General features: G+C 65.9%; 31 protein-coding genes and 1 tRNA gene. 23 read left to right on the top strand and 9 right to left on the bottom strand.

The window, feature by feature from the left end; all coding sequences use genetic code 11:
- The first annotated feature begins 62 nt into the window (after positions 1 to 62).
- From JL37_RS29390 to JL37_RS29335, 12 genes are all read left to right on the top strand, one after another.
- On the top strand, positions 63 to 917 hold the full coding sequence (locus JL37_RS29390) for an IclR family transcriptional regulator (RefSeq protein ID WP_043548983.1): 855 nt from the start codon (positions 63 to 65) through the stop codon (positions 915 to 917).
- 82 nt (positions 918 to 999) lie between these two features.
- On the top strand, positions 1,000 to 1,266 hold the full coding sequence (locus JL37_RS29385) for an exodeoxyribonuclease VII small subunit (protein ID WP_043548981.1): 267 nt from the start codon (positions 1,000 to 1,002) through the stop codon (positions 1,264 to 1,266).
- Positions 1,267 to 1,273: 7 nt separating this feature from the next.
- Positions 1,274 to 2,185 (top strand): polyprenyl synthetase family protein, encoded by a 912-nt coding sequence (locus JL37_RS29380; RefSeq protein ID WP_043549063.1) that lies wholly within the window; start codon positions 1,274 to 1,276, stop codon positions 2,183 to 2,185.
- A gap of 53 nt (positions 2,186 to 2,238) precedes the next feature.
- Positions 2,239 to 4,101 carry a 1-deoxy-D-xylulose-5-phosphate synthase gene (gene dxs / locus JL37_RS29375; RefSeq protein WP_043548978.1) on the top strand — a complete coding sequence of 621 codons (1,863 nt, stop codon included), beginning with the start codon at positions 2,239 to 2,241 and terminating at the stop codon, positions 4,099 to 4,101.
- A 190-nt stretch (positions 4,102 to 4,291) separates the two neighbouring features.
- Complete coding sequence (gene folE2 / locus JL37_RS29370) at positions 4,292 to 5,089, top strand: GTP cyclohydrolase FolE2 (protein ID WP_043548977.1); 798 nt, start codon at positions 4,292 to 4,294, stop codon at positions 5,087 to 5,089.
- 8 nt (positions 5,090 to 5,097) lie between these two features.
- Positions 5,098 to 6,012 carry a DUF817 domain-containing protein gene (locus JL37_RS29365; protein WP_043548976.1) on the top strand — a complete coding sequence of 305 codons (915 nt, stop codon included), beginning with the start codon at positions 5,098 to 5,100 and terminating at the stop codon, positions 6,010 to 6,012.
- A gap of 219 nt (positions 6,013 to 6,231) precedes the next feature.
- Complete coding sequence (gene rpsF / locus JL37_RS29360; protein ID WP_043548974.1) at positions 6,232 to 6,606, top strand: 30S ribosomal protein S6; 375 nt, start codon at positions 6,232 to 6,234, stop codon at positions 6,604 to 6,606.
- A 51-nt stretch (positions 6,607 to 6,657) separates the two neighbouring features.
- Positions 6,658 to 6,981 (top strand): primosomal replication protein N, encoded by a 324-nt coding sequence (gene priB, locus JL37_RS29355; protein ID WP_043548971.1) that lies wholly within the window; start codon positions 6,658 to 6,660, stop codon positions 6,979 to 6,981.
- Positions 6,982 to 7,090: 109 nt separating this feature from the next.
- Positions 7,091 to 7,363 carry a 30S ribosomal protein S18 gene (gene rpsR, locus JL37_RS29350; protein WP_006218308.1) on the top strand — a complete coding sequence of 91 codons (273 nt, stop codon included), beginning with the start codon at positions 7,091 to 7,093 and terminating at the stop codon, positions 7,361 to 7,363.
- A gap of 14 nt (positions 7,364 to 7,377) precedes the next feature.
- Positions 7,378 to 7,833 (top strand): 50S ribosomal protein L9, encoded by a 456-nt coding sequence (rplI, locus tag JL37_RS29345; RefSeq protein ID WP_043548970.1) that lies wholly within the window; start codon positions 7,378 to 7,380, stop codon positions 7,831 to 7,833.
- A gap of 86 nt (positions 7,834 to 7,919) precedes the next feature.
- On the top strand, positions 7,920 to 8,759 hold the full coding sequence (locus JL37_RS29340) for a hypothetical protein (protein ID WP_043548969.1): 840 nt from the start codon (positions 7,920 to 7,922) through the stop codon (positions 8,757 to 8,759).
- Complete coding sequence (locus JL37_RS29335) at positions 8,756 to 10,138, top strand: replicative DNA helicase (RefSeq protein ID WP_043548965.1); 1,383 nt, start codon at positions 8,756 to 8,758, stop codon at positions 10,136 to 10,138. Before JL37_RS29340 ends, JL37_RS29335 begins: the two co-directional genes overlap by 4 nt.
- Before the next feature lie 821 nt (positions 10,139 to 10,959).
- Here the strand turns inward: JL37_RS29335 and JL37_RS29330 are convergent.
- The 5 genes from JL37_RS29330 to JL37_RS29310 form a co-directional block, all read right to left on the bottom strand.
- Positions 10,960 to 11,937: a bile acid:sodium symporter family protein gene (locus JL37_RS29330; protein WP_043548964.1), complete on the bottom strand. Its 978-nt coding sequence runs from the start codon at positions 11,935 to 11,937 to the stop codon at positions 10,960 to 10,962.
- Between the two features lie 157 nt (positions 11,938 to 12,094).
- A complete protein-coding gene (pdxA, locus tag JL37_RS29325) occupies positions 12,095 to 13,075 on the bottom strand; it encodes a 4-hydroxythreonine-4-phosphate dehydrogenase PdxA (protein ID WP_043548963.1) in 981 nt (326 codons plus the stop codon).
- 72 nt (positions 13,076 to 13,147) lie between these two features.
- Positions 13,148 to 13,456 (bottom strand): hypothetical protein, encoded by a 309-nt coding sequence (locus JL37_RS29320; protein WP_043548959.1) that lies wholly within the window; start codon positions 13,454 to 13,456, stop codon positions 13,148 to 13,150.
- 42 nt (positions 13,457 to 13,498) lie between these two features.
- Positions 13,499 to 13,957, bottom strand: a complete 459-nt coding sequence (locus JL37_RS29315; protein ID WP_043548957.1) for an Lrp/AsnC family transcriptional regulator — start codon at positions 13,955 to 13,957, stop codon at positions 13,499 to 13,501.
- Between the two features lie 95 nt (positions 13,958 to 14,052).
- On the bottom strand, positions 14,053 to 14,658 hold the full coding sequence (locus tag JL37_RS29310; protein WP_043548954.1) for a hypothetical protein: 606 nt from the start codon (positions 14,656 to 14,658) through the stop codon (positions 14,053 to 14,055).
- A gap of 171 nt (positions 14,659 to 14,829) precedes the next feature.
- Between JL37_RS29310 and JL37_RS29305 the strand changes: the two genes are divergently transcribed.
- Complete coding sequence (locus JL37_RS29305; protein ID WP_043548951.1) at positions 14,830 to 15,075, top strand: hypothetical protein; 246 nt, start codon at positions 14,830 to 14,832, stop codon at positions 15,073 to 15,075.
- Between the two features lie 233 nt (positions 15,076 to 15,308).
- Positions 15,309 to 15,536, top strand: coding sequence for a hypothetical protein (locus tag JL37_RS29300; protein WP_231570459.1), 228 nt, complete (start codon positions 15,309 to 15,311; stop codon positions 15,534 to 15,536).
- Positions 15,537 to 15,546: 10 nt separating this feature from the next.
- Here JL37_RS29300 and JL37_RS29295 read toward each other — a convergent pair whose 3' ends face one another.
- Positions 15,547 to 16,110, bottom strand: a complete 564-nt coding sequence (locus JL37_RS29295) for a DedA family protein (protein WP_043548948.1) — start codon at positions 16,108 to 16,110, stop codon at positions 15,547 to 15,549.
- Positions 16,107 to 17,549 (bottom strand): PLP-dependent aminotransferase family protein, encoded by a 1,443-nt coding sequence (locus JL37_RS29290; RefSeq protein ID WP_043548946.1) that lies wholly within the window; start codon positions 17,547 to 17,549, stop codon positions 16,107 to 16,109. Before JL37_RS29290 ends, JL37_RS29295 begins: the two co-directional genes overlap by 4 nt.
- A 169-nt stretch (positions 17,550 to 17,718) precedes the next feature.
- Here JL37_RS29290 and JL37_RS29285 point away from each other — a divergent pair, with 169 nt between their 5' ends.
- The 4 genes from JL37_RS29285 to JL37_RS29270 all read left to right on the top strand — a co-directional run bounded on the left by JL37_RS29285 (position 17,719) and on the right by JL37_RS29270 (position 20,344).
- Positions 17,719 to 18,099, top strand: coding sequence for a hypothetical protein (locus JL37_RS29285; RefSeq protein WP_043548943.1), 381 nt, complete (start codon positions 17,719 to 17,721; stop codon positions 18,097 to 18,099).
- Positions 18,100 to 18,119: 20 nt separating this feature from the next.
- Positions 18,120 to 18,196, top strand: a tRNA-Met gene (locus JL37_RS29280).
- A 225-nt stretch (positions 18,197 to 18,421) separates the two neighbouring features.
- The gene (locus JL37_RS29275; RefSeq protein WP_043548941.1) at positions 18,422 to 18,766 is read left to right on the top strand and encodes a hypothetical protein; all 345 of its coding nucleotides are present in this window, start codon (positions 18,422 to 18,424) and stop codon (positions 18,764 to 18,766) included.
- Between the two features lie 300 nt (positions 18,767 to 19,066).
- The gene (locus tag JL37_RS29270) at positions 19,067 to 20,344 is read left to right on the top strand and encodes a TIGR03862 family flavoprotein (protein WP_043548940.1); all 1,278 of its coding nucleotides are present in this window, start codon (positions 19,067 to 19,069) and stop codon (positions 20,342 to 20,344) included.
- Here the strand turns inward: JL37_RS29270 and JL37_RS29265 are convergent.
- Positions 20,326 to 20,730: a hypothetical protein gene (locus tag JL37_RS29265; protein ID WP_043548938.1), complete on the bottom strand. Its 405-nt coding sequence runs from the start codon at positions 20,728 to 20,730 to the stop codon at positions 20,326 to 20,328. The two genes, JL37_RS29270 and JL37_RS29265, sit on opposite strands and share 19 nt — an antisense overlap.
- A 58-nt stretch (positions 20,731 to 20,788) precedes the next feature.
- Positions 20,789 to 21,058, bottom strand: a complete 270-nt coding sequence (locus JL37_RS29260; protein WP_231570458.1) for a hypothetical protein — start codon at positions 21,056 to 21,058, stop codon at positions 20,789 to 20,791.
- A gap of 206 nt (positions 21,059 to 21,264) precedes the next feature.
- Between JL37_RS29260 and JL37_RS29255 the strand changes: the two genes are divergently transcribed.
- The 5 genes from JL37_RS29255 (at position 21,265) to JL37_RS29235 (ending at position 25,389) form a co-directional block, all read left to right on the top strand.
- A complete protein-coding gene (locus JL37_RS29255; protein WP_042792633.1) occupies positions 21,265 to 21,396 on the top strand; it encodes an entericidin A/B family lipoprotein in 132 nt (43 codons plus the stop codon).
- 186 nt (positions 21,397 to 21,582) lie between these two features.
- A complete protein-coding gene (locus JL37_RS29250) occupies positions 21,583 to 22,017 on the top strand; it encodes a BPTD_2524 family lipoprotein (RefSeq protein WP_043548934.1) in 435 nt (144 codons plus the stop codon).
- Positions 22,018 to 22,020: 3 nt separating this feature from the next.
- Positions 22,021 to 22,431, top strand: a complete 411-nt coding sequence (locus JL37_RS29245; RefSeq protein ID WP_043548931.1) for a hypothetical protein — start codon at positions 22,021 to 22,023, stop codon at positions 22,429 to 22,431.
- A 97-nt stretch (positions 22,432 to 22,528) separates the two neighbouring features.
- Positions 22,529 to 23,821, top strand: a complete 1,293-nt coding sequence (locus tag JL37_RS29240) for an aspartate carbamoyltransferase (protein WP_043548928.1) — start codon at positions 22,529 to 22,531, stop codon at positions 23,819 to 23,821.
- Between the two features lie 140 nt (positions 23,822 to 23,961).
- Entirely contained in the window at positions 23,962 to 25,389 is a 1,428-nt protein-coding gene (locus tag JL37_RS29235; protein ID WP_043548926.1) for a diguanylate cyclase, read from the top strand.
- The last annotated feature ends 9 nt before the right edge of the window (positions 25,390 to 25,398 follow it).

Below are 25,398 nucleotides of genomic sequence, written 5' to 3'. Positions count from 1 at the left end.
TTCCGTAAAATGGAATTTAATTTTGTTATTCGAAATAAACTATAAAAACGAAGCGAATAGAAATGCAATCTTTTTCTGACTCCAAGCGCATCGTCCACCCCGCCGCCAAGCCGGACGGCAAGGTCGAACTGAGCCTGCCCGCGCGCCGCAAGCGCGCGGCCGGCGGGGGCGAGGGCGCAAACTCGCCCGATTTCATTACGGCGCTGGCGCGCGGGCTGGACGTGCTGCGCTGCTTCCGCCACGGCGTCACCGCGCTCGGCAACCTGGACCTGGCGCGGCTGACCGGCCTGCCCAAGCCCACCATCAGCCGCATCACCTTCACCCTGACCGAGCTGGGCTATCTGCGCTACCACCCGGACACGGGCAAGTATTCGCCGGGCTACGGGGTCCTGGCGCTGGGCTTCGGCCTTCTGGCCGGCCTGGAAGTGCGCGAACTGGCCAAGGCGTCCATGACCGAACTGGCCCGCGGCACGGGCGGCGCGGTCGCCCTGGGCGCCTTCGATGGCGACGCCATGACGTATGTGGAGGCCATCCACGGATCCTCCGCGCTCTACCTGCGCCTGCCGGTCGGCTACCGGGCGAGCCTGGACAGCGCCATGGGCCGGGCCTATCTGGCCAGCCTGCCCGTCTCCGCATGCGACGACGCGCTGTCGCGCCTGGGCCAGGCCGCGCCGGAGGCGGCCGCCATCGAGCGCGCCCGCGTGGAATTGCGCGAGTCGGGCTGCTGTTTCGCCATCGGCGAGTGGCAATCGGGGATCAACGCCGCTGCGGTTCCGTTCTCGTCGGTCACGGGCGAGGGCGTGTTCGTCATGAGCTGCGGAGGGCCGGCCAGCCTGCTGCCGGAGGCAGAGCTGCGGACGCGCGTGGCGCCATCGCTGCGGGCGGCGATCGCGGGGCTGGCGGGGGCGCCCGCCTGAGGCGCGCCACCCATCGGGGTTGGGCCTGGGTATCTCGTACAATTCACGGATTGATCCACCCCTAGCGTCCTCGGAGACCCGTTTGGCCAAACCCTCACAAGCCGACCCGCAGGTCGATGACCGTCCCTTGCCCCAGGATTTCGAAACGGCGCTGGCCGAACTCGAATCGCTGGTCGCGGCCATGGAAGACGGATCGTTGCCGCTCGAGCAATCGCTGGCGGCCTACCGGCGCGGCGTGGCGCTCACGCGAGTCTGCCAGGATCGCCTGGCGCAGGCCGAGCAGCAGGTGAAGGTCCTGGAAGGCGACTTGCTGCGCCCGCTGGATCCGACGGCGCTGGATGACGAATAAGAACCTGATGAAGCAAATTCAACTCGCCTTTCCGGAGTGGCTGCAAGGACGCGTGCGTCACGTCGAAGAGGTCCTGGACGATCTTCTGCCTCCTGCAGACGCGCTACCCGCCCGCCTGCACGAAGCCATGCGGTACGCCGTGCTCGGTGGCGGCAAGCGGGTGCGGGCCGCGCTGGTCTATGCGGCGGGGCAGGCCTGCCCGGTCAGCGGCAGCGTCCTGGCCGTCGAGGCCTCGCTGGACCGCGCCGCCGCGGCGGTGGAACTGATCCACGCATATTCCCTGGTGCATGACGACCTGCCATGCATGGACGACGATACGCTGCGTCGCGGGCGGCCCACCACGCATGTGCAATTCGACGAAGCCACCGCCATGCTGGCGGGCGACGCCCTGCAGCCGCTGGCCTTCGATCTGCTGGCCTCCATGCCCATCGCGCCGGCGCTGATCGTGCAGGCGACCCAGTCGCTGGCGCGCGCCGCGGGCAGCCAGGGCATGGCGGGCGGCCAGGCCATCGATCTGTTCAGCGTGGGCAGGTCGCTGTCGCGCGACGAGCTCCAGACCATGCACAGCATGAAAACGGGCGCCATGCTCGCCTGCAGCGTGGCCCTGGGCGGGATCGTGGCGGGCGCCAGTTCTGCCGCGCGCCAGGCGCTGGACTCCTATGCCCAGGCCATGGGCCTGGCCTTCCAGGTCGTGGACGACATTCTCGACGTGACCGCCGACAGCGCCAGCCTGGGCAAGACGCCGGGCAAGGACGCGGCGGAGAACAAACCTACGTACGTATCGCTCCTTGGGCTGTCCGAGGCGCGGGCATTTGCCGAGGAATTGCGCGAGGACGCGCTGACCGCGTTGGCCCCGCTGGGCGAGGCGGGCTCGCGCCTGGCCCAGTTGGCGGACTTCATCGTCCTCCGAGACCGTTGAGCCGAGACAAGCCCGGGCTGGATGCAGGCCGGGCCAACGAACCATATAAAAGCATGACGACAGATTTATTGGACCGCATTCAATCCCCGGCAGACCTCAAGCGCCTGGACCGCCGCGAGCTGAAGAAGCTTGCGGACGAGCTGCGAGGCTTCGTGCTGGAATCGGTATCCAAAACGGGCGGACACCTGTCGTCCAACCTGGGCACCGTCGAGCTCACGCTGGCCCTGCACCAGGTATTCGACACGCCCCATGACCGCATCGTCTGGGACGTGGGCCATCAGTCCTACCCCCACAAGATCCTGACCGGGCGCCGAGCCGGCATGGCCCGGCTGCGGCAGCAGGGCGGGATCTCGGGCTTTCCGAAGCGCAGCGAATCCGAGTACGACGCCTTCGGCACGGCGCACTCGTCGACCTCGATCTCGGCCGCGCTCGGCATGGCGGTCGCATCGCGCAACGCCGGCGTGCAGCGGCAGCATATCGCCATCATCGGCGACGGCGCGATGTCCGCCGGCATGGCGTTCGAGGCCATGAACAACGCGGGCGTCACGCCCAACATCAATCTGCTGGTGATCCTGAACGACAACGACATGTCGATCTCGCCGCCGGTGGGGGCGTTGAACCGCTATCTGGCCCGCCTGATGTCGGGCCGCTTCTACGCGGCGGCCAAGAACGTCGGCCGCGCGGTATTGCAGCACGTGCCGCCGGTGCTGGAACTGGCGCGCCGCTTCGAAGAACATGCCAAGGGCATGGTCACGCCGGCCACGCTGTTCGAGGAATTCGGCTTCAACTACGTCGGCCCCATCGATGGGCACGACCTGGACGCGCTGGTGCCCACCCTGCAGAACCTGAAGGCGCTGCAGGGCCTGCAATTCCTGCACGTGGTGACGCGGAAAGGGCAGGGCTACAAGCTGGCCGAGGCGGATCCGGTGCTGTATCACGGCCCCGGCAAGTTCGACCCCGCGATCGGCATCCAGCAATCGAAGGCGCCGGGCAAGCGCACCTTCACGCAGGTGTTCGGCCAGTGGTTGTGCGACATGGCCGAGCAGGACGAGCGCCTGGTCGGCATCACCCCCGCCATGCGCGAAGGCAGCGGGCTGGTGGAGTTCGAAAAGCGCTTCCCGCAGCGGTATTTCGACGTGGGCATCGCCGAGCAGCATGCGGTGACCTTCGCCGCCGGCATCGCCTGCGAAGGCCAGAAGCCCGTGGTTGCGATCTATTCCACTTTCCTGCAGCGCGGCTACGACCAGTTCATCCACGACGTTGCCCTGCAGAACCTGGACGTCACCTTCGCGCTGGATCGCGCCGGTATCGTGGGCGCGGATGGCGCCACCCATGCCGGCAACTACGACATCGCTTTCCTGCGCTGCGTGCCCAACATGGTGGTGGCCACGCCGTCGGACGAAAACGAAACGCGCTTGCTGCTGTCCACCTGTTATCAACATCCGGGCCCGGCGTCGGTGCGCTATCCGCGCGGCGCCGGCTGCGGCGCGGCGGAAGCGCCCGGGCTGGAGACCGTCGAACTCGGACGCGGCGTGGTCCGCCGCGAAGGCGTCCGGATCGCCATCCTTGGCTTCGGCACGCTGGTCCAGGCGGCGCTGGGCGCCGCCGAAAAGCTGGATGCCACCGTGGCCGACATGCGCTTCGTCAAGCCGATCGACCGCGAACTGGTGCTTGACCTGGCTTCCCGGCACGATGCGCTGGTCACGCTGGAAGACGCATCCGTCATGGGCGGAGCGGGCAGCGCCGTGCTGGAAACGCTGGCCGCGGCCGGCGTGCAGATTCCGGTGCTGCAACTGGGGTTGCCTGACGAGTTCATCGATCATGGCGAGCAATCGGCCTTGCTGGCCGGCATCGGCCTGGATGCCGCTGGCATCGAGCGTTCGATCCGCGCCCGCTATGCCGACCTGCTCGGCTGAGCGGTTTGCGCGCGGGGCGGGCCGGGCGCCCGGGCCCGCTCCGGTGAAACACACTGTTCCGGCCCCGCCAACCTACGAAGAAAAGGGTTTTCCCTGGCGATTGCCGGAGTATGGGCGATAATGGCCCCCTTCTTTTAGATTCCTAGGTCCGTGCGTATCCACGGTTGAATGCCTAGACAGGTAAGCCGAAATGAATTCTCCGATCGACCCCGCCATTGTGATGCCCGACGTCCAGAGTTCGGCGGACACCCGGCATATCCCGATCCAGCGCGTGGGCATCCGTGGCGTGCGCCACCCCATGCTGATTGAAGGCGGCGACGGTTCGCCCCAGGGCACCGTGGCCAACTGGACGCTGACGGTGGCCTTGCCTCCCGAAGAAAAAGGGACGCACATGTCCCGCTTCGTGGCCCTGCTGGAAAAGTATCGCAGCACGCCCATGACGCCGGCCTTGTTCCGCGCCATGGCGGCCGACATGCTGCCCCTGCTGCATGCCGAACGCGGCGACATCACCGCGTCGTTCCCGTATTTCATCAACAAGTCCGCCCCGATCTCCGGCGTGCAGAGCCTCCTGGACTACGAAGTCCAGTGGATCGCCCGCGCCCAGGGCGAAGAGGTCGAGTTTGAGCTGATCGTGCAGGTGCCCGTCACCAGCCTCTGTCCGTGCTCCAAGGCCATCTCCGAGTACGGCGCGCACAACCAGCGTTCGCATGTCACCGTGTCGGCCATCTTGAATGGCGACATCGGCATGGACAGCGTCATCCGACTGATCGAAGAGGAAGGCTCGTGCGAGCTCTGGGGCCTGCTGAAGCGTCCCGACGAAAAGTACGTCACCGAGCGCGCCTACGACAATCCCAAGTTCGTCGAAGACCTGGTGCGCGACGTGGCGGCCCGCCTGAACGCCCACCCCGGCATCGCCCGCTATCGCGTGGAAGCCGAGAACTTCGAATCGATCCACAACCACTCGGCCTACGCCGTCGTGGAAGGCTGAGCCTTCCGATGCGCCACCCAGCGGCCAGCGATTGGCCGCTAATCGCCCGGTTGCAGGGCTGGGAATCGCGGCTGGCCAGCAATCTGGCCGGCCGCGGCCGTTTCGGCGTCGCGCTCTACGAGTTCTTCCGCTTCGGCGTGAAGCAGGCCTGGGCCTGCCTGTTCGGCGGCCTGATGTGCGCGCTGCTCCTGGGCACGCACTGGTGGTATCCCAAGGACGCCTTCCTGGCCCGTTACGATTTCCTGACCCTGGCCGCGCTGGGTTTGCAGGCGGCGCTGCTGGCGCTGCGCATGGAAACCTGGAGCGAGGCTCGCGTGATCCTGATTTTCCACATCGTGGGCACCGGGATGGAGCTGTTCAAGACGGCGGCGGGGTCCTGGATCTACCCGGAGGCCAGCGTGCTGCGCATCGGCGGCGTGCCGCTGTTCACGGGCTTCATGTACGCGGCGGTGGGCAGCTACCTGGCGCGGGTGTGGCGCCTGTTCGACTTCCGCTTCCGGGCGCATCCGCCTCTGGCGGCCACGGCGCTGCTGTCCGCGCTGATCTACGTGAATTTCTTCGCGCACCATTTCATCCCGGATTTCCGGCTGCTGCTTTTTGCGCTGACCGCCGTCCTTTTCGCCCGCACCTGGGTGTACTTCCGGATCTGGCGCGATTACCGGCGCATGCCCCTCCTGCTGGGGTTTATCCTGGTGGCGCTGTTCATCTGGTTCGCCGAGAACATCGGAACCTTCGCCAACGCCTGGCGCTATCCGAGCCAGTCCGGAGGTTGGCAGTGGGTGTCGGTCGCCAAGCTGGGCTCCTGGTTCCTGCTCATGATCATCAGCTACGTGATGGTCAGCGTGGTGAATCGGCCACGGGAGATCGAGCCGGCCGACGCGGCTTCGGGTCCGGATGCCGGCCCCGAGATGGCCCGTCCCTGATTGTTCAGGGCAGTGTGGCTTGCGCCGAGCAGCCTGATCGGCGATAATCGAGAGCTTTCTTGCTCGACCGCCCATGGTTTTTTGGGCAGCGGGCTGCCCCTTGCGGGCCGGCGTCATCCGTTTTTGCGCGTGAAAACATCCATGCGCAGTGAACATCCGTGATGGAAAGCGCGGATGCAGGACGCCCGGCCAGCAAGACATCCTCAAGGAGTTTTACTCATGCGTCACTACGAAGTGGTGTTTATCGTTCACCCCGACCAAAGCGAGCAAGTGCCCGCCATGGTCGAGCGTTACCAAGCGCTGGTCACGGGCCAAGGCGGCTCGGTTCACCGCCTGGAAGACTGGGGCCGCCGCCAACTGGCCTACCCGATCCAGAAGCTCGTCAAGGCTCACTACGTCTGCCTGAACATCGAGTGCGGCCAAGCCACGCTGGATGAGCTGGAACACTCGTTCCGCTACAACGACGCCGTGCTGCGCCACCTGGTCATCAAGACCAAGAAGGCCCAGACCGCTCCCTCGATCATGATGAAGTCGGTCGAGCGCGAAGAAGCCCGCAAGGCTTCGGCGGAAGCGACCGCGGCTCAGGCCGAGTAAGCAGGGCTCACGCAGAGCTCTTCCCATGTGGTCCCCTCGGTGCCTGGCAGGATGAACAAGCTGGAACTCAGCGCCCGCGTTATCGAATGCGAGCCTTTGCGCCATACTCCCGCCGGACTGCCAGCGCTGGAAATGCTGCTGGCCCACGAGTCCGAAGTCATTGAAGCCGGCCTTCCGCGCCGCGTCGAATTGACGATCACGGCCGTGGCGTTGGGCGATCTGGCGTTGCTGTTGAAGAACACCGCGTTAGGGTCCGAATTGCTGGTGCAGGGGTTTCTGGCTCCCGCCCGCAAGGACTCGGTGAAGGTCAAGCTGCATTTGCAGCAGGCGCGCAAGATCGGTGGCAGTGCTGGACGCGATCCGGTGGTGGCCTGAAGGGAATGAGCAAGTGGCGCGATGAGCGCCTTCTGAATACGGATAGGTTATGGGGATTCGGGCCCGATTCGGGTAAAACCCAGTCCCCTCAAACAAAGAGGCACATATCATGGCTTTCTTCGGAAAACGCAAGGAAAAACGCAAATTCACGCAGCAGAACCCGCTCTTCAAGCGTCGTAAGTTCTGCCGCTTCACCGCAGCCGGTGTGGAAGAGATCGACTACAAGGATCTGGACACCCTGCGCGACTTCGTGCAAGAAAACGGCAAGATCATCCCGGCTCGCCTGACCGGCACCAAGGCAATCTACCAGCGCCAGCTGGACACCGCCATCAAGCGCGCGCGCTTCCTGGCCCTGTTGCCTTACACCGACAACCACAACTAATCCGGGGCACTGAAATGCAAGTTATTCTGCTCGAAAAAGTCGTCAACCTGGGTAACCTCGGCGAAGTCGTCCGCGTGCGTGATGGCTACGCCCGCAACTTCCTGATCCCCCAGAAGAAGGCCCGTCGCGCAACCGACGCCGCCATGAAGGAATTCGAAGCCCGCCGCGCCGAGCTGGAAAAGGCCCAGGCTGAAAAGCTGGCCGCCGCCCAGGCCCTGGGCGAGCGCCTGTCCGGCTTCCAGCTGAAGGTCGTTCAGAAGGCTGGCGTCGACGGCCGTCTGTTCGGCTCGGTCACGAACGCCGACGTCGCCGACGGCCTGCGCAAGGCTGGTTTCGAAGCCGTCGAAAAGGCCCAGGTGCGCATGCCCACCGGCCAACTGAAGTCGGTCGGCGAGTTCCCGATCCAGGTTGCCCTGCACGCCGACGTTCTGGTCGACGTGACGGTCCTGGTCGAAGGCGAACTGTCCTAAGCCGGTACCGGCAGTGAAAAAAAGCCGGCCCGCGCGCCGGCTTTTTTTTGCCTTGTATCGGGCGCGGCATTTCCTCAGAGGCCTCCTTGACCCAGCCACCCGTCCATCACAACGCCCCTCCCGGCTTACGAGCCTGGCTCGACAGCGTGGACGCGTCGCGTGAGCCCTCGGTGCGGGATGTGACCATAGACGGCGTGCGCTGCATCATCAAGCGTCGCCGCCCCAGCTTCGGCCGGGGCGTCAGCTACGTCATGCGCTATGCGCGCGCCCTGTTCCTGGGCATGGGATGCAAGCTTTTCCTGGGTGAATTCCCGCGGCCCGGCGTGTTGCTGCGCAATGGCCTGGCGCACGAATCGCAACGGCTCGGCCAGCTGCTGAAAGCCGGTTGCCGCGTTCCCGAGGTGTGGTGGCAGGAGCAGGGCCTGCTCGTGCTGGAGTACGTGGGCGAGGACCTGGCCGACCTGATCCGCAACGAAGACACGACCTCGAGGCTCTGGCTGGCCCGGGCGGCCGCGGCCGATCTGGCCTCGTTCCATGCCCGGGGCATGTGGCACGGCGGCGCGCAGATCAGGAACGTCACGCTGCAGGACGGCGAGCTGTGGCGCATCGATTTCGAAGAGAATATCGGTTCGACCCTGTCGCGTCCGCTTGCCCAGGCCTATGATCTGTTCCAGATGCTGGCCTCGCTGGCGTCGTTGCGGAAGTTGCCCGACGACGCGGCCCGGACGCTGGGTAAACTGGCGCTCGACGTTTATTTCGAGCACAACCCGGATCCCGAGGTCAAGGCCCGCCTTACGCGCCTGGCGCGGCTCCTCTGCTTTATCGCCGCACCCTTGCGGGTCGTGCTGGGACGCGTGCCCTCACGCGATATCCAGGGGTTCTTCCGCGTCGCGGACATCCTGCAGCCGTTACTATTGAAGCCATGAATACACCTGCCGATCCCCAGCTCGAATACCTGCGCGTTCCTCCCCATTCCATCGAGGCGGAGCAGTCGGTTCTGGGCGGCCTGCTGCTCGATAACGCGGCCTGGGACCGAATCGCCGACGTGCTGGTCGAAGAGGACTTCTACCGCCACGATCACCGGCTGATCTGGCACCACATCGCCCGCCTGATCGGGTTGGCGCGCCCGGCCGACGTCATCACGGTCCACGAGTCGCTGGTCAGCGCCGGCAAGGCCGAAGATTCCGGCGGCCTGGCATACCTGAACGCGCTGGCGCACAACACGCCTTCGGCCGCCAACATCCGGCGCTACGGCGAGATCGTGCGCGAACGCGCCATGCTGCGCAAGCTGGTGTCGATCGCCGACGAAATTTCCTCTGCAGCCATGAATCCGCAGGGCAAGGAAGCGCGCCAGCTGCTGGACGAGGCCGAATCCAAGGTGTTCCAGATCGCCCAGGAGGGCGCGCGTGGCGCCGCCGGCTTCCAGGAGATCCAGCCGCTGCTGACGCAGGTGGTCGAGCGCATCGACGAGCTCTACCACCGCGAAAGCACGTCCGACGTGACGGGCGTGCCTACCGGCTTTACCGACCTGGACAAGATGACGTCCGGCATGCAGGGCGGCGACCTGATCATCGTGGCCGGCCGTCCGTCCATGGGCAAGACCTCTTTTTCCATGAACATCGGCGAGCACGTGGCCATCGAGGAAGGGCTGCCCGTGGCGGTGTTCTCGATGGAAATGGGCGCGGTGCAGCTGGCCATGCGTATGCTGGGCTCGGTCGGCCTGCTGGACCAGCACCGCATGCGTACCGGCAAGCTCATCGCCGAGGACTGGCCGCGCGTGACCCACGCGGTGCAGCTGATGCAGGATGCCCAGGTCTACATCGACGAGTCCCCCGCGCTCAGCCCCATGGAAGTGCGCGCCCGCGCGCGCCGCCTGGCGCGCCAGTGCGGCCAGCTCGGCCTGATCATCATCGACTACCTGCAGCTCATGTCGGGCAATGGCTCGGGCGAGAACCGGGCCACCGAAGTGTCGGAAATCAGCCGCTCGCTCAAGGGCCTGGCCAAGGAATTGAACTGTCCGCTGATCGCGCTGTCGCAGTTGAACCGCAGCCTGGAACAGCGCCCCAACAAGCGCCCGGTGATGAGCGACCTGCGGGAATCCGGCGCTATCGAACAGGACGCGGACGTGATCCTCTTCATTTACCGCGACGAGGTCTACAACCCGGATTCGCCGGACAAGGGCACGGCCGAGATCATCATCGGCAAGCAGCGTAACGGCCCGATCGGCACCGTGCGTCTGACCTTCCAAGGGTCCAGCACGCGCTTCCTGAATTTCTCCGGCGCGCAGCCGCGGGATATGTATTGATTGATAGCGCTCGGTGTCTGACACCCGGCTGGATTCCTTCAATCCGTACGATCTTCCCGTAAGGGTGTCAGACACTAGCTTCACGAGGCTGCCAGGCATCAGCCCGGAGAAATCGGCCTGCGCCAGTGTCTGACGCCCGGCTGGATCCCTTCAATCCGTGCGATCTTCCCGTAAGGGTGTCAGACACTAGCTTCATGAGGCTGCCAGGCATCAGCCCGGAGAAATCGGCCTGCGCCAGTGTCTGACACCCGGCTGGATCCCTTCAGTCCGTACGATCTTCCCGTAAGGGTGTCACAGACACTAGCTTCACGAGGCAGCCAGGCATCAGCCTAGAGAAATCGGCCTGCGCCAGTGTCTGACACCCGTACGGGATGGCCTTGCGGCCCGAGGCCGGCCGTCCTGGGTGTCAGACACTAGCTTCATGAGGCAGCCAGGCATCAGCCCGGAGAAACCGGCCTGCGCCAGTGTCTGACACCCGTACGAGATGGCCTTGCGGCCCGAGGCCGGCCGTCCCGGGTGTCAGACACTAGCTTCATGAGGCTGCCAGGCATCAGCCCGGAGAAACCGGCCTGCGCCAGTGTCTGACACCCGTACGAGATGGCCTTGCGGCCCGAGGCCGGCCGTCCCGGGTGTCAGACACTAGCTTCATGAGGCTGCCAGGCATCAGGCCGGAGAAACCGGCCTGCGCCAGTGTCTGACACCCGTACGAGATGGCCTTGCGGCCCGAGGCCGGCCGTCCTGGGTGTCAGACACTAGCTTCATAAGGGGGTGTCGGGCACTAGCCTCGATCATCCCGCCGTGGGTGTCTGACACTTGTACCTCTAGCCATCGCTCTCCGGCCGCTGACCGAAGCGCGCGGCAAGCACGCCGCAGACCATCAGCTGGATCTGGTGGAACAGCATCAGCGGCAGCACGATTGCGCCTACGGCGTGGCCGGCGAACAGCACCTGCGCCATCGGGATTCCGCTGGCCAGGCTTTTCTTCGAGCCGCAGAACAGCAGTGTGATGCGGTCTTCGACGTTAAAGCCCAGCGCCTTGCCGGCCAGGGCGGACAAGCCCAGCGCCAGCGCCAGGATCACGGCGCAGCACACGACCAGCCCGAGCAGTGCCGGAATGGGCGTGGAGCTCCACAGGCCTTCATTGATGGCCTCGGAGAACGCCGTGTACACCACCAGCAGGATGGAGCCCTGGTCGACGAACTTCAGCATGGCCTTGCGCTTGTGGACCCAGGCGCCGATCCAGCGGCGGGCGAATTGGCCAAGCACGAAGGGCAGCAGCAACTGCAGCATGATCTTGACGACGGCGTCGAACGACACCGGCGCGCTGCCCGCGTTGGCCACCACGGTGCCCACCAGCAGGGGCGTCAGGAAGATGCCCAGCAGGCTGGAGGCCGACGCGCTGCACACGGCGGCGGGCACGTTCCCGCGGGCCATCGAAGTGAACGCGATGGCTGATTGCACGGTGGCGGGCAGGCAGCACAGGAACAGGATGCCCAGGTACAGTTCGGGCGTGACCAGCGGTTCCAGCACGGGCTTGAGCGCCAGGCCCAGCACGGGAAACATCAGGAAAGTCGCCGAGAAGATCGTCAGGTGGAGCTTCCAGTGCGTCAGGCCGGCGATGATCGCTTCGCGGGACAGCCGCGCCCCGTGCAGGAAAAACAGCAGGCCGACCGCGATGTTGGTGATCCATCCGAACACGACCACGCCTTGCCCATGGGCGGGCAGGATGCTGGCGATGACGACGGTGCAGATCAGGTAGAGGGTGAAGCGGTCGGGAAGAAGGCGGGCAAGGCGTGACATTGGAGGGATCGGGGGACGGACGGAAAGCGCCGCAAGGCGCCGGAAACGGGGCGTATTGTAGACCCGGGGCGGCCCGGCTTCCTGACAGGCAGGTGTCGGCCGCGCGCAAGGCGCGGCTTTGACGGGGATATCGATGGGAACGCGGCGCTTGCCGCGTTCAGGGAGTCATGGCGAGCGCGAGGTCGAACGCCGCCACCAGCGAGGCGTGATCGGCCACACCCTTGCCGGCGATGTCGAAGGCCGTGCCGTGATCGACGCTGGTGCGCACGAAGGGCAGCCCGACGGTCACGTTCACGCCATGGTCCAGCCCCAGGTACTTCACCGGGATGAGGCCCTGGTCGTGATATTGAGCTACGACGATGTCGAACTCGCCGCGCCGGGCGCGCATGAAGATCGTGTCGCCGGGCCAGGGGCCGCTGGCGTCGATGCCCTGCGCGCGCGCGGCGGCGATCGCGGGTTCGATGATGTCGATGTCTTCGCGTCCGAACTTCCCGCCTTCGCCGGCATGCGGGTTCAGGCCCGCCACGGCGATCCGGGGATGCGCGATGCCCATTTGCCGGCAGGCCTTGTCCGCCAGCCGCATGGCCGTCAGTTCGGCTTCCGGCGTGATGCGCGCGATCACGTCGGCCAGCGCCACGTGTATGGTCACCAGCAGCACGCGCAACTCGTCGTTGGCGAGCATCATCGCGAAGTCGCGCGTGGCGGAGCGCTCGGCCAGGATCTCGGTGTGGCCCGGGTAGTCGATCCCCGCGGCGTGCATGGATTTCTTGTTCAGAGGCGCCGTGACGATGGCGCGGATACGGCCGGCCTGCGCGTCGTCGATGGCGGCGCAGACGTAGTCGTAGGCCGCGCGTCCGGCGGCCGCATCGATCCGCCCCAGCGGCAGGTGGGCGGGCAGGGCGGGGCTGCAGGCGATGACGTCGATATGCCCTGCGTCGCTGCTCGCCTCGCCGACATCGGCGATTTCCTTCACCGTCAGCCTGGCGCCCAGCTGGGCCGCGGCGCGGCGCAGAGCGCCTGCGTCGCCGTACACCACGCAAGGCGCGCCCAGGCCCTGGGCGCATGCCTTGACGACGATTTCGGGGCCGATGCCTGCGGCATCGCCCATGGTGATTCCCACGGGCAGGGAGGTGTTCACGATGCTTGGTGTCGAGGTTGCGATGCCGATAATGCTACACCCGTTCGCGGGCGCCGCCCGTGGCCGATGGCGCTACTGCTTGTCTTCCTTCGGCGGCTCGATGACGCCGCATTCGAAGGTGACCGTGGCGCGCTTGGAGCCCAGGCCGGTAGCATGGTTGGAGGTGATCTTCGGTTTCTGCAGCTTGCGTCCGATGGACTGGCAGTACTGTTCGGCGCGTTGCAGCGTCTGGTTCTTGAGTTCGACCCACGTCAGCAGCTGGGTGCCGGAACTGTAGGTGACGCTGTAGGTGTCCTTGCCGACGGGGGTGACCTCGCTCATGCTGGAACAGGCGGCCAGCAAGGCGAGCAGGGCGGCGGCGGGGGCAAGACGAGCAAGCATGGAGGGTCCTGAAATCGCGGTAGACATCATTACACCATCATTTCACGGCGCGCCCACGGCGCTGCGGCGGTCCACCTTGCGGCTGAGGACGATGGAGGTCTGCGTCTGCTTGACGCCATCGATGAGCCCGATCCGGTCCAGCAGCCCGTCGAGCTGCTCATGGGTTTCGCAGCGCAGGAAGATCAGGTAATCGTACGGTCCGCTGACGGACGACACTTCCTCCACTTCGGGCATCTTTTCGAGCTCGCGGATCACGGCGGCCGGCGTCTTGGGCAGCACGCTGATGAAGCAATAGGCGCGCACCGCGGCTTCTTCCAGCAGGCGTCCCAGGCGCACGCCATAGCCGGCCACGATGTGTTCGCGTTCCAGCCGGGCGATGCGCGCCACCACGGTGGTGCGGGCCAGCCCGAGCTTGCGCGCCAGAATGGCGGCGGGCTCGCGCGCATTGGCTTGCAGCAGGCTGAGCAATTGCCGGTCGATGGCGTCGAGTCTTTCGTTCATGCGTTTGGGCGGTGGCGTTGGGCGCGGGGGGCGAGACTGCCGACGGTACAGGGCCCGGCCGGCCTGCGTCAATGCGGCGTCCGCGCGAACCCGGCCTAGCCGTCCGATTCCGGCGGAATGCCGCCCTGGTAGATGCGGCCATCGAACTCGAATCGGGTGATGGTCTTGCGCGCCGCGTCGAAGATGCGGTCGCGGCTGGCGGCGTCCAGGCCGTCATGGTCGGCGAAGCTGAAGCGGCAGAGATCGATGTCGCTGTCGTAGAAGGCGGAATGCACGAAGCGGCTGACGTCGAGTTCATGGGCGAAATGCGCGAATTCGCGCAGCTGCTCCATTTCGTGGAAAGACCCGTTGCGGCTGATCAGCAGCATGCCGAACTTGCGCTCTTCGTCCGCGGCGGGCTCCGGGGCCGGCGGGGCGCTGGCGGCCTGCGGTTCCGCATAGTCGAAGCGGGCGCCCAGCTCGTGCATGGAGGCCAGCACGCGCTGCCAGGCGTCTTCGTCCAGGGCGAGGCGGGCCGCCACGAAGAACAGGCGTTGCCGGCCCAGCGAGCGCGGCTCGGGGCCGCCGACAAAACCGGACCACGGGGTGGCGGCGTCCAGGCCCGCCAGCTCCGTCATGCGTGCGTCGCTGTATCCCAGCCTGTCCTGCAGGCACCGCAGGGACCGGGCATCCGGGGGGACGTAGTTCTGGATCGTCTTCATGAGCGCGCTCCGTTTGGCTGCGGGCGCCGCGAAACGGGCCGGCGGCGTGCGCCCGGGCGCCCTTGCGGCTACGCTTTCATGCTAGCGCGCCGCGCCGGGCTTGCCTAGCGCCGGCCCCGCCGGGGCCCATGCTAGGATTTGCGCCGACTTTCAATGCCAGGAGGCTTACCCATGGACATCCAGGAACAAATCGCCGTCATCGTGCACACCATTTCGCACCAGGGCGGCCGTATCGACGCGCTGAATTCGACCCTGCTGTCGATGCTGCATTTGGTGAAGGCCTCGCCCGGCTTGCGCGAGGCGATCGAAGCCCAGCTGGAGCAGAATTACTCCAGCCTGCTGGCCCGCTCCGAGAATCCGCAGTACGTGGCGGGATTCGAAAGCGTGCGCGACATGATCGCGGCGGCCCTAAAGTAGGCGCGGCAAGACGGGGAGTTACCCACAACTTCTGTGGACAAGCCTTGGGATAGCGCGGGCATAGCTGCGCAAATCCCTTTGATTACAACGGCTTGCCGACGGCGCTCAAAGGCGGCTCCCCGCGCGCATTTCCGCAGCGCGCCGCGGACATCGTCATGAGGCGTCCAAGCCGGGTAATATGCGCCCCCATGCGGAATCAGTATTCAATGGAATGCCGGGGCGGATCGATGGCGATGCGCGTTTCGGAAGCGGCAAAGCTGGCGGCATTCGACCCCGGCAAACTCTCGCCCGAGGCGCGCCGGAGCTGGGAGCGCATGGGGCATGGTTTCAAGGCCTGGCACGACTTCGACCAGCGCCATCCCATCCTGCGCCGCCTGGCGCGGCTGCCCCTGATCGGCGGCTGGTATCGCAAGGCCCGCCGCCGTCACGTGCTGCGGGCGAGCGGCCAACTGGTGGTCTGACGCCCTGCGGTCACTTCCGGCGCCGGGCATACAGGTGATAGGCCAGCGCGATGGCTGCACCGATCGCGGCCGCCACCGCCAGCTTGGTCTCGACGCCATGCAGGCGGCCGAGCATGGATTCGATCGTCTGTCCGAACGCATAGCCCAGCGCGCTGAAACACACCGCCCAGATGGCGGCCGCGATGGCGTTCAGCACGAGAAAGCGCAGCGGCGATACGCGCAACACGCCCAGCGCCACGGGGCCGACCGTGCGCAGGCCGTAGAGGAAGCGCAGGGTCAGGATGAAGCCGTGGGGATAGCGGTCTACCAGCGCGAGCGCCTTCTCGAAGGCGGGCTGCTCGCGGACCCGCCTGACGTAGCGGTGGTCGCGGTAACGCCGGCCCAGGTAGAACAGCGTCTGGTCCGCCATGAAAGATCCCGCGAACGCGCACAGCATGACGTCGGGCAGGTGCAGAAGGCGCTGGTGCGCCAGGAAGCCAGCAAGCACCACCACGCTTTCGCCTTCAAGGAAAGTGCCGGCCAGCACCGCCCACAGGCCGTAGTCGACGATGAATTGATGCAGCGCCGGGTTCATTTCTTGGGCCGCTCGCCGACGATGCGGGCCAGGGTCTGCAGGGCCTGGGTGATGTCGGGCGAGATGCGCTGCCCGCAGCTGATACGCAGGAAGTGGTCGTAGCGGGTGCCGTTCGAGAACATGGAGCCCGGCGCAACCCGTATGCCCTGGCGCAGGGCGGCCTCGAATACATCCATGCCGGAGCGGCCGCCCGGCATTTCCACCCACAGCAGCATGCCCCCCTGAGGCATGCTCAGGCGAGTGCCCTGGGGAAAGTGCGCGGCGATCGTTTCGGCGGTCTGGTCGCGCTGGGCCTTCAGGTGCCGGCGCAGTCGCGACAGGTGGCGGTCATAGGCGCGGGACCCCATGAATTCCGCCACGGCTATTTGCGCGAGCGGTTCGTTGGGACGGCTCTGGGCGAATTTCAGCATGGCGATGCGGGCTTTCCAGCGTCCGCCGATCAGCCAGCCCAGGCGCATGCCCGGGGCCAGCGTTTTGTGCATGGACGAGCAATAGATGACATTGCCGGTCGCGTCCCAGGATTTGGCCGCGGGCAGCGGCGTGTCGTCGTCGGTCAGTGCGCCGTAGGTGTCGTCCTCGATCAGCGGCACCTGCTGGCGTTCGCACAGCGCCACCAGCCTGGCCTTTTCCGCTTCGGGCATGACGCAGCCAAGCGGGTTCTGGAAATTGGGCACCACGACCACGGCACGGATGTTGCCGTGCGTCTGGAAGGCCAGGTCCAGCGCCTCGATCGACAGGCCGTGCTGAGGGCTGGTGGGAATTTCCAGTGCGCGCATGCCCAGGCTTTCCAGGACCTGCAACAGGCCGAAGTACGCGGGAGACTCGACGGCGATGGTGTCCCCGGGCCGGGCCACGGCGCGCAGCGCCAGGTTCAAGGCCTCGATACAGCCGTGCGTGACGATGACGTCGTCGGGCGTTGCATTGATGCCGTTGGCCAGCGCCCTGCGCGCGAGCACGGCGCGCAGTTCCGGATGCCCTTGCGGGGGAACGGAACTGACCAGCACCTGGGGCGATTGGCGCAGCGCGCGCGTCATCGCCTGCTTGAGCGCTTCCATCGGATAGGCCTCGGGCACTGCCGCGGCCAGCGCGAAGTTGGCGCTGACCGGATGCGCCTCGCACTTGGCCACGAAGTCCGATACCCGATCGTGGATGCCTACGTACTGCGCGGCCCCCAGCGTCTGGCGGATATCCGGCTCACCCACGGGCGGAATGCTGGTGCGGCGGGGTTTCAGGACGAAATACCCCGAACGCGGACGGGCTTCGATCAGCCCGTCGTCCTCCAGCTGACGGCAGGCCTGCAGCGCGGTGGAGAGGCTGACGTGATGGGTGCGCACCAGCGTGCGCACCGAGGGCATGCGCTGCGCTGGCGCCAGCACGCCCGCCTGGATGGCGCGGCGGTAGTGGTTGGCCAGGCGTAGATAAAGCGGTTGCGGATCCATGCGCCGATCATCCTCCCCAGCGTTGGAATGCAGGTAGGCACAGATTCAGGAAAAGTACACCATAACAGAGCTGAAATCGAGGATCTGCATCGGTACAGAAAGAGAATTTGTGTGGCTGTTGCGCATAGCAGGGGACGCGTAGCCTGTGTCTATCCGACAGGAGGTGACCATGAACTCGAATTTCGTCCTCGATGCCCAGGCGCGCCGCCTGGTGCTGGCCGCCGGGGCCAGCCAGCAGCTTGTCCTGCGCGCGGGCGCCACGGTCGTCTGCGTCGACGGCAGCGTGCGCATCGATGAGCCGGCGACTGGCCCGGAAGCCGCGGGCGGCCTGCCTCGCGCGGTATCCGTGCGCGTCAATGCGGGCGAGGGGCACGGCCTGGCCTATGGGGGCGTGGCGCGCATAACGGCCATCGGGCGAGCGGAGGTGCTTTGCCTGGATCGGCCAGCCCTGGCGCACCGCCTGTTAGGGCGGGCAAGCGATTTTTTTCGCCGGAAAATGGCGGAAACCCGAAAAAATCCCGTGGGTGCGCTGCACAAGATTTCAAAATGATGTATGATTCACACATCAGACGCGGGGTGGAGCAGTCTGGCAGCTCGTCGGGCTCATAACCCGAAGGTCGTAGGTTCAAATCCTGCCCCCGCAACCAGTTTCAAGCAGTGCCCGGACATCCGGGCGGCGCATCCGAAATGCGCCACTCCTCGAAAAAAGCCGCGATCATGTCGCGGCTTTTTTACTTTGCCTGTCTTTCGCTTGCCCTGGGTCAAACCTTTGTTCCAGCCCGGGCTTTCCCGGGGGCGCGTGGCCGCACAGGGCGGCGGCCCTGCGCTACGATGGGTCACGCGCGCTAGGTTGCCGCATTCGAGGAGGGTCCATGGGCACAGCAAAATACGATCATCCCGGCTACGTCGCCGACACAGGCGCTGAAGGCAAGTACCACGTGGGCATCTGGTGCCCGCACGGTTATCCCGCCCATATCCATATCGGCCGCCCAGCAGAGCGCGGCGATCCCCAGGCGCTGCTGCGGCTGCGCATACCGGACGGCGTGTTCCAATCCCTGCCGGACGATCCCGAAACCCTGTGCCGCCGCGCGCTCGGCCAGGCGCTGGATGCAGGCTTGCTGCGCTCGGTTTCGGTGGATGGCGAATTCCAGGAGCTGCGCTTCGAGCTCGACGCCAAGCCCTGGTCGGGGCCGATGCAGGCGGCGATCCGGGCCTAGGAAGCGAACCTGGCGGGCGGGAGCGGCCGGCCGCCGGGGCGGAGTTGCCCACAGCGATTGTGGACAAGCCTTGGGATAGCCCTTGTGCATGTCGGCTTTTTCCCGCCATAACAAGGACTTGCCGCCATCGCTCAATAAACGCCCTCCGGGGCGTTTATTGCGTCTGGAAGCCCGATCCTTGCGCTGTGCGACAATTCTTGCCCGGGACGCGTCCGCGTTCCTTCCCGCATTTCCTCCCGATTTCTCTTCAATGCATCGTGCTTCGCCTGTCCATCCCGTCGGCCTGAAGGCGCTGGCGCCATGAGTCCGACCGTCAAGCGCGTCGCCGTCGTCGGCGGCGGTCCGGCTGGCCTGATGGCGGCGGAGCGATTGAGCGAGCGCGCCGTGCAGGTGGACGTGTTCGATGCAATGCCCTCGGTCGGCCGCAAATTCCTGATGGCGGGACGAGGCGGCCTGAACCTGACTCACAGCGAGCCCGCCGGCCCCTTCCTGGCCCGCTACGGCGCTCGCGCCGCGCAGGTGGCGCCGTGGCTGGCGGCGCTGGATGCCGAGGGGTTGCGGGAATGGGCCCGCGGGCTCGGCATCCAGACCTTCGTGGGTTCGTCGGGGCGCGTGTTTCCCGACGAAATGAAGGCCGCGCCGCTGCTGCGGGCCTGGCTTGCCCGGTTGCGTGCGCGGGGCGTGCGGCTGCACATGAGGCACCGCTGGCTGGGATGGCCGGCCGGTTCGCGGCCGGATGCCGCGGCGCTGCGGTTCGATACGCCCGAGGGCGAACGGGCATATGCGGCGGATGCGGTGGTCCTTGCGCTGGGCGGCGGCAGCTGGGCCAAGCTGGGCTCGGACGGGGCCTGGATGGCGGGCCTGCTGGCGCACGGCATCGAGGTTGCACCGTTGCGCGCCGCCAATTGCGGCTTCGACGTGGACTGGTCGGATCATTTCCGCGAGCGCAATGCGGGGCAGCCCGTGAAATCGGTGGTCATGGCCTGCGAGACCGCCTTGGGCGAGCGGCTGGCCAGGCAGGGCGAGTTCGTTGTTTCGGAATCAGGCATCGAAGGCAGCCTGGTCTATGCGCTGTCGGCGCACTTGCGGGACCGGATCGAGGCCGAAGGCGAGGCGACCGCCATGCTGGATCTGTTGCCGGACTGGCCCCAGGAAAAGGTGATGGCGGCGGTGACGCATCCGCGAGGCGCGCGCTCCATGTCCAGCCACCTGCAGAGCCGTCTGGGGTTGAAGGGCGTAAAGGCGGGCCTGCTGCGTGAGTGCGCAACGGCGGAAGATTTCCGCGACCCGGTCCGCCTCGGTCTGCGCATCAAGGCGCTGCCGCTGAAGCTGGCGCGGCCCCGGCCGGTCGATGAAGCGATCAGCACGGCGGGCGGCGTGTGTTTCGATGCGCTCTCGCCCGGCCTGATGCTGCGTTCGGCGCCCGGCGTCTTCTGCGCAGGCGAGATGCTGGATTGGGAGGCGCCGACGGGCGGCTACCTGCTCACGGCCTGCATGGCGAGCGGCGTGGTTGCGGCCGCCGGCGTGATGGATTTCCTCTTGGCGGGCCAGGCCCGCAATCAGGAGCTCGACGAGTAGCGCGTCATGCCCGCGGGCGCGCGCGGCGCCAGGTCGCCCACGACATGGCCCACGACCGGCGCGCCGCCTTCGGGCTGCGTGATGATGCCGATCACCTGGGTGATGGCGCTGGCCGGGATGCTGGTGCCGTGCGCCGGGTCCTGGACCAACTGCCAGATGGGGGCTTCGTCCGCGCCGGGTTCCTGCTCGGCGGGATTCGTGGTGTCGAGGCAGTCGCGGGCGAAAGACGACCAATCCGCCGCGCTGCAAGGCAGGCCATGCGTGGTGGCCAGCCGCGCCAGCGCCTGGGGGGCGTCAGGCTGGCTGGCGGCGTGCTGGGCGGCGGCGCCCAAGGTGACATCCAGCGACAGCAGTCGGAGAAACTCTACGACATTGTCCGTACTCATTTTAGGTCTCCTGCTATAGCTGTTCTCTTCCTGGTCCTGCCGCCAGGCCGGCCGCGTTTCAGCCGGCTTGGCCCAGCATCGATACCAATGATTGTTTCAGGCGCGCCGAAAAAATCGGCACCGTATGGGAAACGCCGTTGCGGTCCACGCCTTCTTTGAGTTCGACAGACTGGCCGAGGAAAATATCCGGCGCGGCGCCGATCTCGTTATATCGGGCCAGCAACTCGTTCACGTCGCGCTGCGCATCGGCCAGCGTGCTGCTGTCCGCAAGCTTGCCCGCGGCGTGCGCCTGCAGAATTCGATGCAGATCGTCGATGAACAGGGCCAAAGCCGCCTGTCCTCGGCATTGAGGCTGTTCCCAACCCCAGCCTTGAGGGGAGGATCCGGCGCTCTGCGATACATGTTTCTTGATCATTTGCGCATCCTAATCCATTGCCGGCAATTTCGCGACAGGCGAGGCGGGAGGGTGATCCCCAAGTCAGGGGCTTTGCGGTATGCTGGGTTTCGCTTTTCTCGGCCAGACAGGAGATGTTCATGAAAAACAAGGTCTTTCTCGTCATGCTGCTATCGATCGCCGCGCTTTCGGCAGGCTGCAACACTGTTGCGGGTGCTGGCAAGGACATCCAACGCGGCGGGGAAAAGATAGAAGGCGCCGCCACCAAGTAGCAGGCTCGCCCGGTCAACCGCGATACGGGCTCAAGGCCGCACGTGAAATGCCCCAGCATTTCACGCGCGGCTTTTTCGTGGGCGGGAGGCCGCCGTTCTGGCGGCCTGCCCGCATCGCGGGCCTCCCGGGCCCATTTTCGGCTGGGGCATAATCACGGAAATCCGAATCTCGAAGCGGGAAGTGTCATGCGCAAGTCTGTGTGGGTGGGAATGGCGGTCGCGGCCGGGTTGTTGGCCGGCTGCGCGAGCAGGGGCGTCTACGAATCCGACGCCGTCGTGAAGGAAACCTTCAGCGTCAATACCAACTACGAGGCGGCTTTCCGCCGCGCGGGCGAATACGTGCGCGTCTGCCATGTCCAGGTGCAGCACGCATACAACGTGGCCTATGCCTGGCGCCACGTAAAGGGCGAAAAGGGCGCCCCGGACGAGGTGCAGCTCTATAAGGTCACGGAGCCCGCCAAGGTGCTGGAACTGATCTCCGCCGAGACCGATACCCCCTCCACGTCCAAGGTGACCGTCACGGTGCTGGGCGAAGGCCAGTGGGACGCGGCCGAGATCGCGGCCGCCAAGGCGTCCATCCAGAGCGCCACGCCGGTGTGCCGCAAAGGCGCCGAAGGCTGATCCATGGATGCCCGCTCCCAGCAGATCCGCGCCAGCGCCGTATCGTTCTCATTGCTGGTCGGGGCATTCCGTTTCCTGGGCTGGCTCAACGGCGGCGCCGCGCTGGTCCTGACCGGGTTTTCGCTGGGCATCGTGGGCGGCGACATCGCCGCGCCGGACCTGCAGTTGCCGGTGGAGCTGCTGCTTGCGGGGCTGCTGGCGAGCTGCCTGGGCGTCTTGTTCGCCTATCTGGCCCAGGTCAGTTTGTTGCGCCAAGGCTACAACGGGCATCTGACGCGCGCGCACTGGCCGGCCCAGATATTGGCCGTGCTTTGCTACCTGGCCGGCGCGTTGGCCTTCTGTGCGGCCTGCTGGCTGGCGGCCGCGCAGGCCGTTACGGATGCTCCCCAGATGACGGCCTATGCGAGTCGTTGACCTGGGGTAAACCCATGTGCGCAAAAATATTGGACTTGTGTATGTGTTGAGAATAATATGCGCACTGCGTATATAAATCCTCCTCTTTGGGGCCGCCATGACCATTTCCCAGCAAGCCTTCCTGCGCGACGCCATGCGGCGTCTCAACCTGACGCGTGACGTTTTCGCCACCCGCATCGGCGTCAAGCGTCGGGCACTGGACACATGGCTGCTGCCCGAGGGCTCGCAGGAATTCCGGGCGATGCCGGAAGTGGTGCAACGCTTCGTCAGCGAAATCGTGCAGAACGGGGTTTTGCTGGAAAAATATACGCAGAGCGTACAAGAAGGCCCCTTGCGTGACCGCATTGCCGTGGAAGGCAAGCATCAGTTGCTGTCGGTGGATCAGTTCACCCGCGAGTCGGTCGAAGACCTGTTCCGCGTGGCCGACATGATGCAGCCCATCGCGCGCCGCCAGAAAGTGTCGCGCGTGCTGGAAGGCGCCGTGCTGGGCAACCTTTTCTTCGAGGCGAGCACCCGGACCCGCGTGAGCTTCGGCTCGGCATTCTGCCGCCTGGGCGGCTCGGTGTGCGACACCACAGGCTTCACGTTTTCGTCGATGGCCAAGGGCGAGTCCATCTACGACACCAGCCGCGTCATGAGCGGCTATGTCGACGCCATGGTCATCCGCCATCCCGACCAGGGCTCTGTTGCCGAATTCGCCCGCGCCACCAATATTCCCGTGGTGAACGGCGGCGACGGCCCCGGCGAGCACCCCAGCCAGGCCCTGCTGGACCTGTACACGATCCTGACCGAGTTCTCGCGCCTGGGCAAACTGCTGGACGGCGCCCACATCGCCATGGTCGGCGACTTGAAGTACGGCCGCACGGTGCATTCGCTCATCAAGCTGATGGCGCTGTACAAGAACGTGAAGTTCTCGCTGGTGTCGCCCAAGGGCCTGGAGATGCCGTCCTACATCATCGATCAGGCCAGCCGCAACGGCAACGTGATCGAGCAGAAGAGTTCGCTGGCCGACGGCTTGGCCGGCGCGGACGTGATCTATGCGACGCGCGTGCAGAAAGAGCGCTTTGCCAATGAAGAGAACGAGGGCTACACGCCGGACTTCCAGATCAACCGCGCAATCATCGATGCCTATTGCAGCCCCGAGACCATCGTGATGCACCCGCTGCCGCGCGACAGCCGCCCCGGCGCCAACGACCTGAGCGTGGACCTGAACCACGATCCGCGCCTGGCGATCTTCCGCCAGACGGATAACGGCATCCCCATCCGCATGGCGATTTTCGCGGTGCTTCTGGGCGTAGAGGGCCTGGTCCAGCATTCGATGCGCGACGTGACGTGGCAGCACCCGTCGCACGTCGGGCCGGACGATTCCACTTTCCACGGCCTGGATTGAGGCGCCGAGAACGGGCCGAATACCCCTAGGCGCAGGCGTTGGGGCCGTCCCGGCCTGGTGTTTTCAAGCATAATCCGCGCTGGCTTTTCCTGTCGCGTGTCGTTTCCGGACACTCCGTGGGGCCTTTGGGCGGATTATCTATGTCTTCAAGCAGTACCGACCTCCCGTTACTTCCCGAACGGCACGCCGGCCAGGCGTGCTACCTGAGCGCCTCCAACGAGCAGGCCTGGGTAGCGGTGTACCAGTCCGTAGACGCCTATACGCGCGGGCAGGTAGCCGCAGTGGTGGGCGATAGCCTTTCTGAATTGGTCGACGCCTTCTATTCCACGCTGCTGGCCGACGCCGAGGCCGGCCCGCGCCTGTCCCACGAAATCGTGTCGAGCCGCTTGCACGCAGGCATGACGCGCTGGCTCAAGGGCCTGCTATGCGTACGCGAACAGGGCGACGTCGGCGTCTTGATGGCGACGCAAAAAAAGGTCGGCGAAGTGCATGCCCGCGTCCATATCCCCATCCACCTGGTGATGGCCGGCGCACGCATCCTCAAGAACGAAATCGCATTGCGCCTGCGCGCCAGCGACCTGGACGGCATGGCTGCATCGGTGGCGACCCAGTACGTATGCAATCTGTTCGACCTGGCCGTTGAGCAGATGAGCCGCGCCTTCATGCGCGACGTCAATCGCGGCGCCCGCAACGACGAGGCCTACCGCCTCTTCGCCCTGGGGCAGAACATCTCCACCGAACGCGAGCGGCAACGCGCGGCCTTGCTGGAATGGAGCCAGGCGGTGCTGATCGGCTTGCATTACCGTGCGCCAGGACAAAGCCTGCCGCGGTTGGCGGCATCGGAATTCGGGCTGTGGCTGCAGCACAAGGGCGGGGCGATGTTCGAAAGCGCGCCGGGCCTGCAGCAGATCACCGACGCGGTTGGGCAACTGGATAGCGTGGTGTTGCCTCGTCTCATGCGGGGCGAGGAGCAGGGGCAGGCCGCGGTAATGCCTGATCTTGTGCGCGAATTGCAGGAACTCGTGGCGCGCATCAAGCACTTGCTCAATGGCTTGTTCGACATGGTGGCCGAGATCGAGAGCGGCAGCGATCCGTTGACCAACGTGCTCAACCGGCGCTTCCTGCCCTCGGTCGTGGGCCGCGAGATTGCGATTGCGCGGCGCCAGCGCAGCGAGTTCTCGGTCCTGTTGCTGGACATCGATCACTTCAAGGCTATCAATGACCAGCACGGCCACTCTGGCGGCGACCAGGTGCTGCGCCAGTTTGCCGAGGTCCTGCACCAATCATGCCGGTCCAGCGACTTTGTGTTCCGCTACGGCGGCGAGGAATTCCTGGTGGTGCTGGTGGACGCCGCGCAGGAAGCTGCATTGGCTACGGCCGAGAAGCTTGGCGCGGAGATCCGCCGCCATGTGTTCAACATCCCGGAGGCGGGGCCGCTGCAGATCACGGCCAGTATTGGCGTGGCGACGTTCGACGGCCATCCGGACTATGCCTACCTGATCGATCGGGCCGACAAGGCGCTTTACCAGGCCAAGCAGGCAGGCCGGGACCGCGCCATGGCGGCCTGACAAAATCCC

The sequence above is a fragment of the Achromobacter sp. RTa genome (assembly GCF_000757485.1).
Classification (GTDB): Bacteria; Pseudomonadota; Gammaproteobacteria; order Burkholderiales; family Burkholderiaceae_B; genus Achromobacter.
The sequence above is the reverse complement of the archived record's forward strand: the minus strand, read 5'-3'. Positions and strand labels throughout refer to the sequence as shown.

Excerpts from the sequence above, each read along its gene's own strand:
- JL37_RS29390 (WP_043548983.1), top strand. The coding sequence starts at position 63 with ATGCAATCTTTTTCTGACTCCAAGCGCATCGTCCACCCCGCCGCCAAG.
- JL37_RS29380 (WP_043549063.1), top strand. The coding sequence starts at position 1,274 with ATGAAGCAAATTCAACTCGCCTTTCCGGAGTGGCTGCAAGGACGCGTG.
- dxs (WP_043548978.1), top strand. The coding sequence starts at position 2,239 with ATGACGACAGATTTATTGGACCGCATTCAATCCCCGGCAGACCTCAAG.
- folE2 (WP_043548977.1), top strand. The coding sequence starts at position 4,292 with ATGAATTCTCCGATCGACCCCGCCATTGTGATGCCCGACGTCCAGAGT.
- JL37_RS29365 (WP_043548976.1), top strand. The coding sequence starts at position 5,098 with ATGCGCCACCCAGCGGCCAGCGATTGGCCGCTAATCGCCCGGTTGCAG.
- rpsF (WP_043548974.1), top strand. The coding sequence starts at position 6,232 with ATGCGTCACTACGAAGTGGTGTTTATCGTTCACCCCGACCAAAGCGAG.
- priB (WP_043548971.1), top strand. The coding sequence starts at position 6,658 with ATGAACAAGCTGGAACTCAGCGCCCGCGTTATCGAATGCGAGCCTTTG.
- rpsR (WP_006218308.1), top strand. The coding sequence starts at position 7,091 with ATGGCTTTCTTCGGAAAACGCAAGGAAAAACGCAAATTCACGCAGCAG.
- rplI (WP_043548970.1), top strand. The coding sequence starts at position 7,378 with ATGCAAGTTATTCTGCTCGAAAAAGTCGTCAACCTGGGTAACCTCGGC.
- JL37_RS29335 (WP_043548965.1), top strand. The coding sequence starts at position 8,756 with ATGAATACACCTGCCGATCCCCAGCTCGAATACCTGCGCGTTCCTCCC.
- JL37_RS29330 (WP_043548964.1), bottom strand. The coding sequence starts at position 11,937 with ATGTCACGCCTTGCCCGCCTTCTTCCCGACCGCTTCACCCTCTACCTG.
- JL37_RS29320 (WP_043548959.1), bottom strand. The coding sequence starts at position 13,456 with ATGCTTGCTCGTCTTGCCCCCGCCGCCGCCCTGCTCGCCTTGCTGGCC.
- JL37_RS29315 (WP_043548957.1), bottom strand. The coding sequence starts at position 13,957 with ATGAACGAAAGACTCGACGCCATCGACCGGCAATTGCTCAGCCTGCTG.
- JL37_RS29310 (WP_043548954.1), bottom strand. The coding sequence starts at position 14,658 with ATGAAGACGATCCAGAACTACGTCCCCCCGGATGCCCGGTCCCTGCGG.
- JL37_RS29305 (WP_043548951.1), top strand. The coding sequence starts at position 14,830 with ATGGACATCCAGGAACAAATCGCCGTCATCGTGCACACCATTTCGCAC.
- JL37_RS29300 (WP_231570459.1), top strand. The coding sequence starts at position 15,309 with ATGCGCGTTTCGGAAGCGGCAAAGCTGGCGGCATTCGACCCCGGCAAA.
- JL37_RS29295 (WP_043548948.1), bottom strand. The coding sequence starts at position 16,110 with ATGAACCCGGCGCTGCATCAATTCATCGTCGACTACGGCCTGTGGGCG.
- JL37_RS29290 (WP_043548946.1), bottom strand. The coding sequence starts at position 17,549 with ATGGATCCGCAACCGCTTTATCTACGCCTGGCCAACCACTACCGCCGC.
- JL37_RS29285 (WP_043548943.1), top strand. The coding sequence starts at position 17,719 with ATGAACTCGAATTTCGTCCTCGATGCCCAGGCGCGCCGCCTGGTGCTG.
- JL37_RS29275 (WP_043548941.1), top strand. The coding sequence starts at position 18,422 with ATGGGCACAGCAAAATACGATCATCCCGGCTACGTCGCCGACACAGGC.
- JL37_RS29270 (WP_043548940.1), top strand. The coding sequence starts at position 19,067 with ATGAGTCCGACCGTCAAGCGCGTCGCCGTCGTCGGCGGCGGTCCGGCT.
- JL37_RS29265 (WP_043548938.1), bottom strand. The coding sequence starts at position 20,730 with ATGAGTACGGACAATGTCGTAGAGTTTCTCCGACTGCTGTCGCTGGAT.
- JL37_RS29255 (WP_042792633.1), top strand. The coding sequence starts at position 21,265 with ATGAAAAACAAGGTCTTTCTCGTCATGCTGCTATCGATCGCCGCGCTT.
- JL37_RS29250 (WP_043548934.1), top strand. The coding sequence starts at position 21,583 with ATGCGCAAGTCTGTGTGGGTGGGAATGGCGGTCGCGGCCGGGTTGTTG.
- JL37_RS29245 (WP_043548931.1), top strand. The coding sequence starts at position 22,021 with ATGGATGCCCGCTCCCAGCAGATCCGCGCCAGCGCCGTATCGTTCTCA.
- JL37_RS29240 (WP_043548928.1), top strand. The coding sequence starts at position 22,529 with ATGACCATTTCCCAGCAAGCCTTCCTGCGCGACGCCATGCGGCGTCTC.
- JL37_RS29235 (WP_043548926.1), top strand. The coding sequence starts at position 23,962 with ATGTCTTCAAGCAGTACCGACCTCCCGTTACTTCCCGAACGGCACGCC.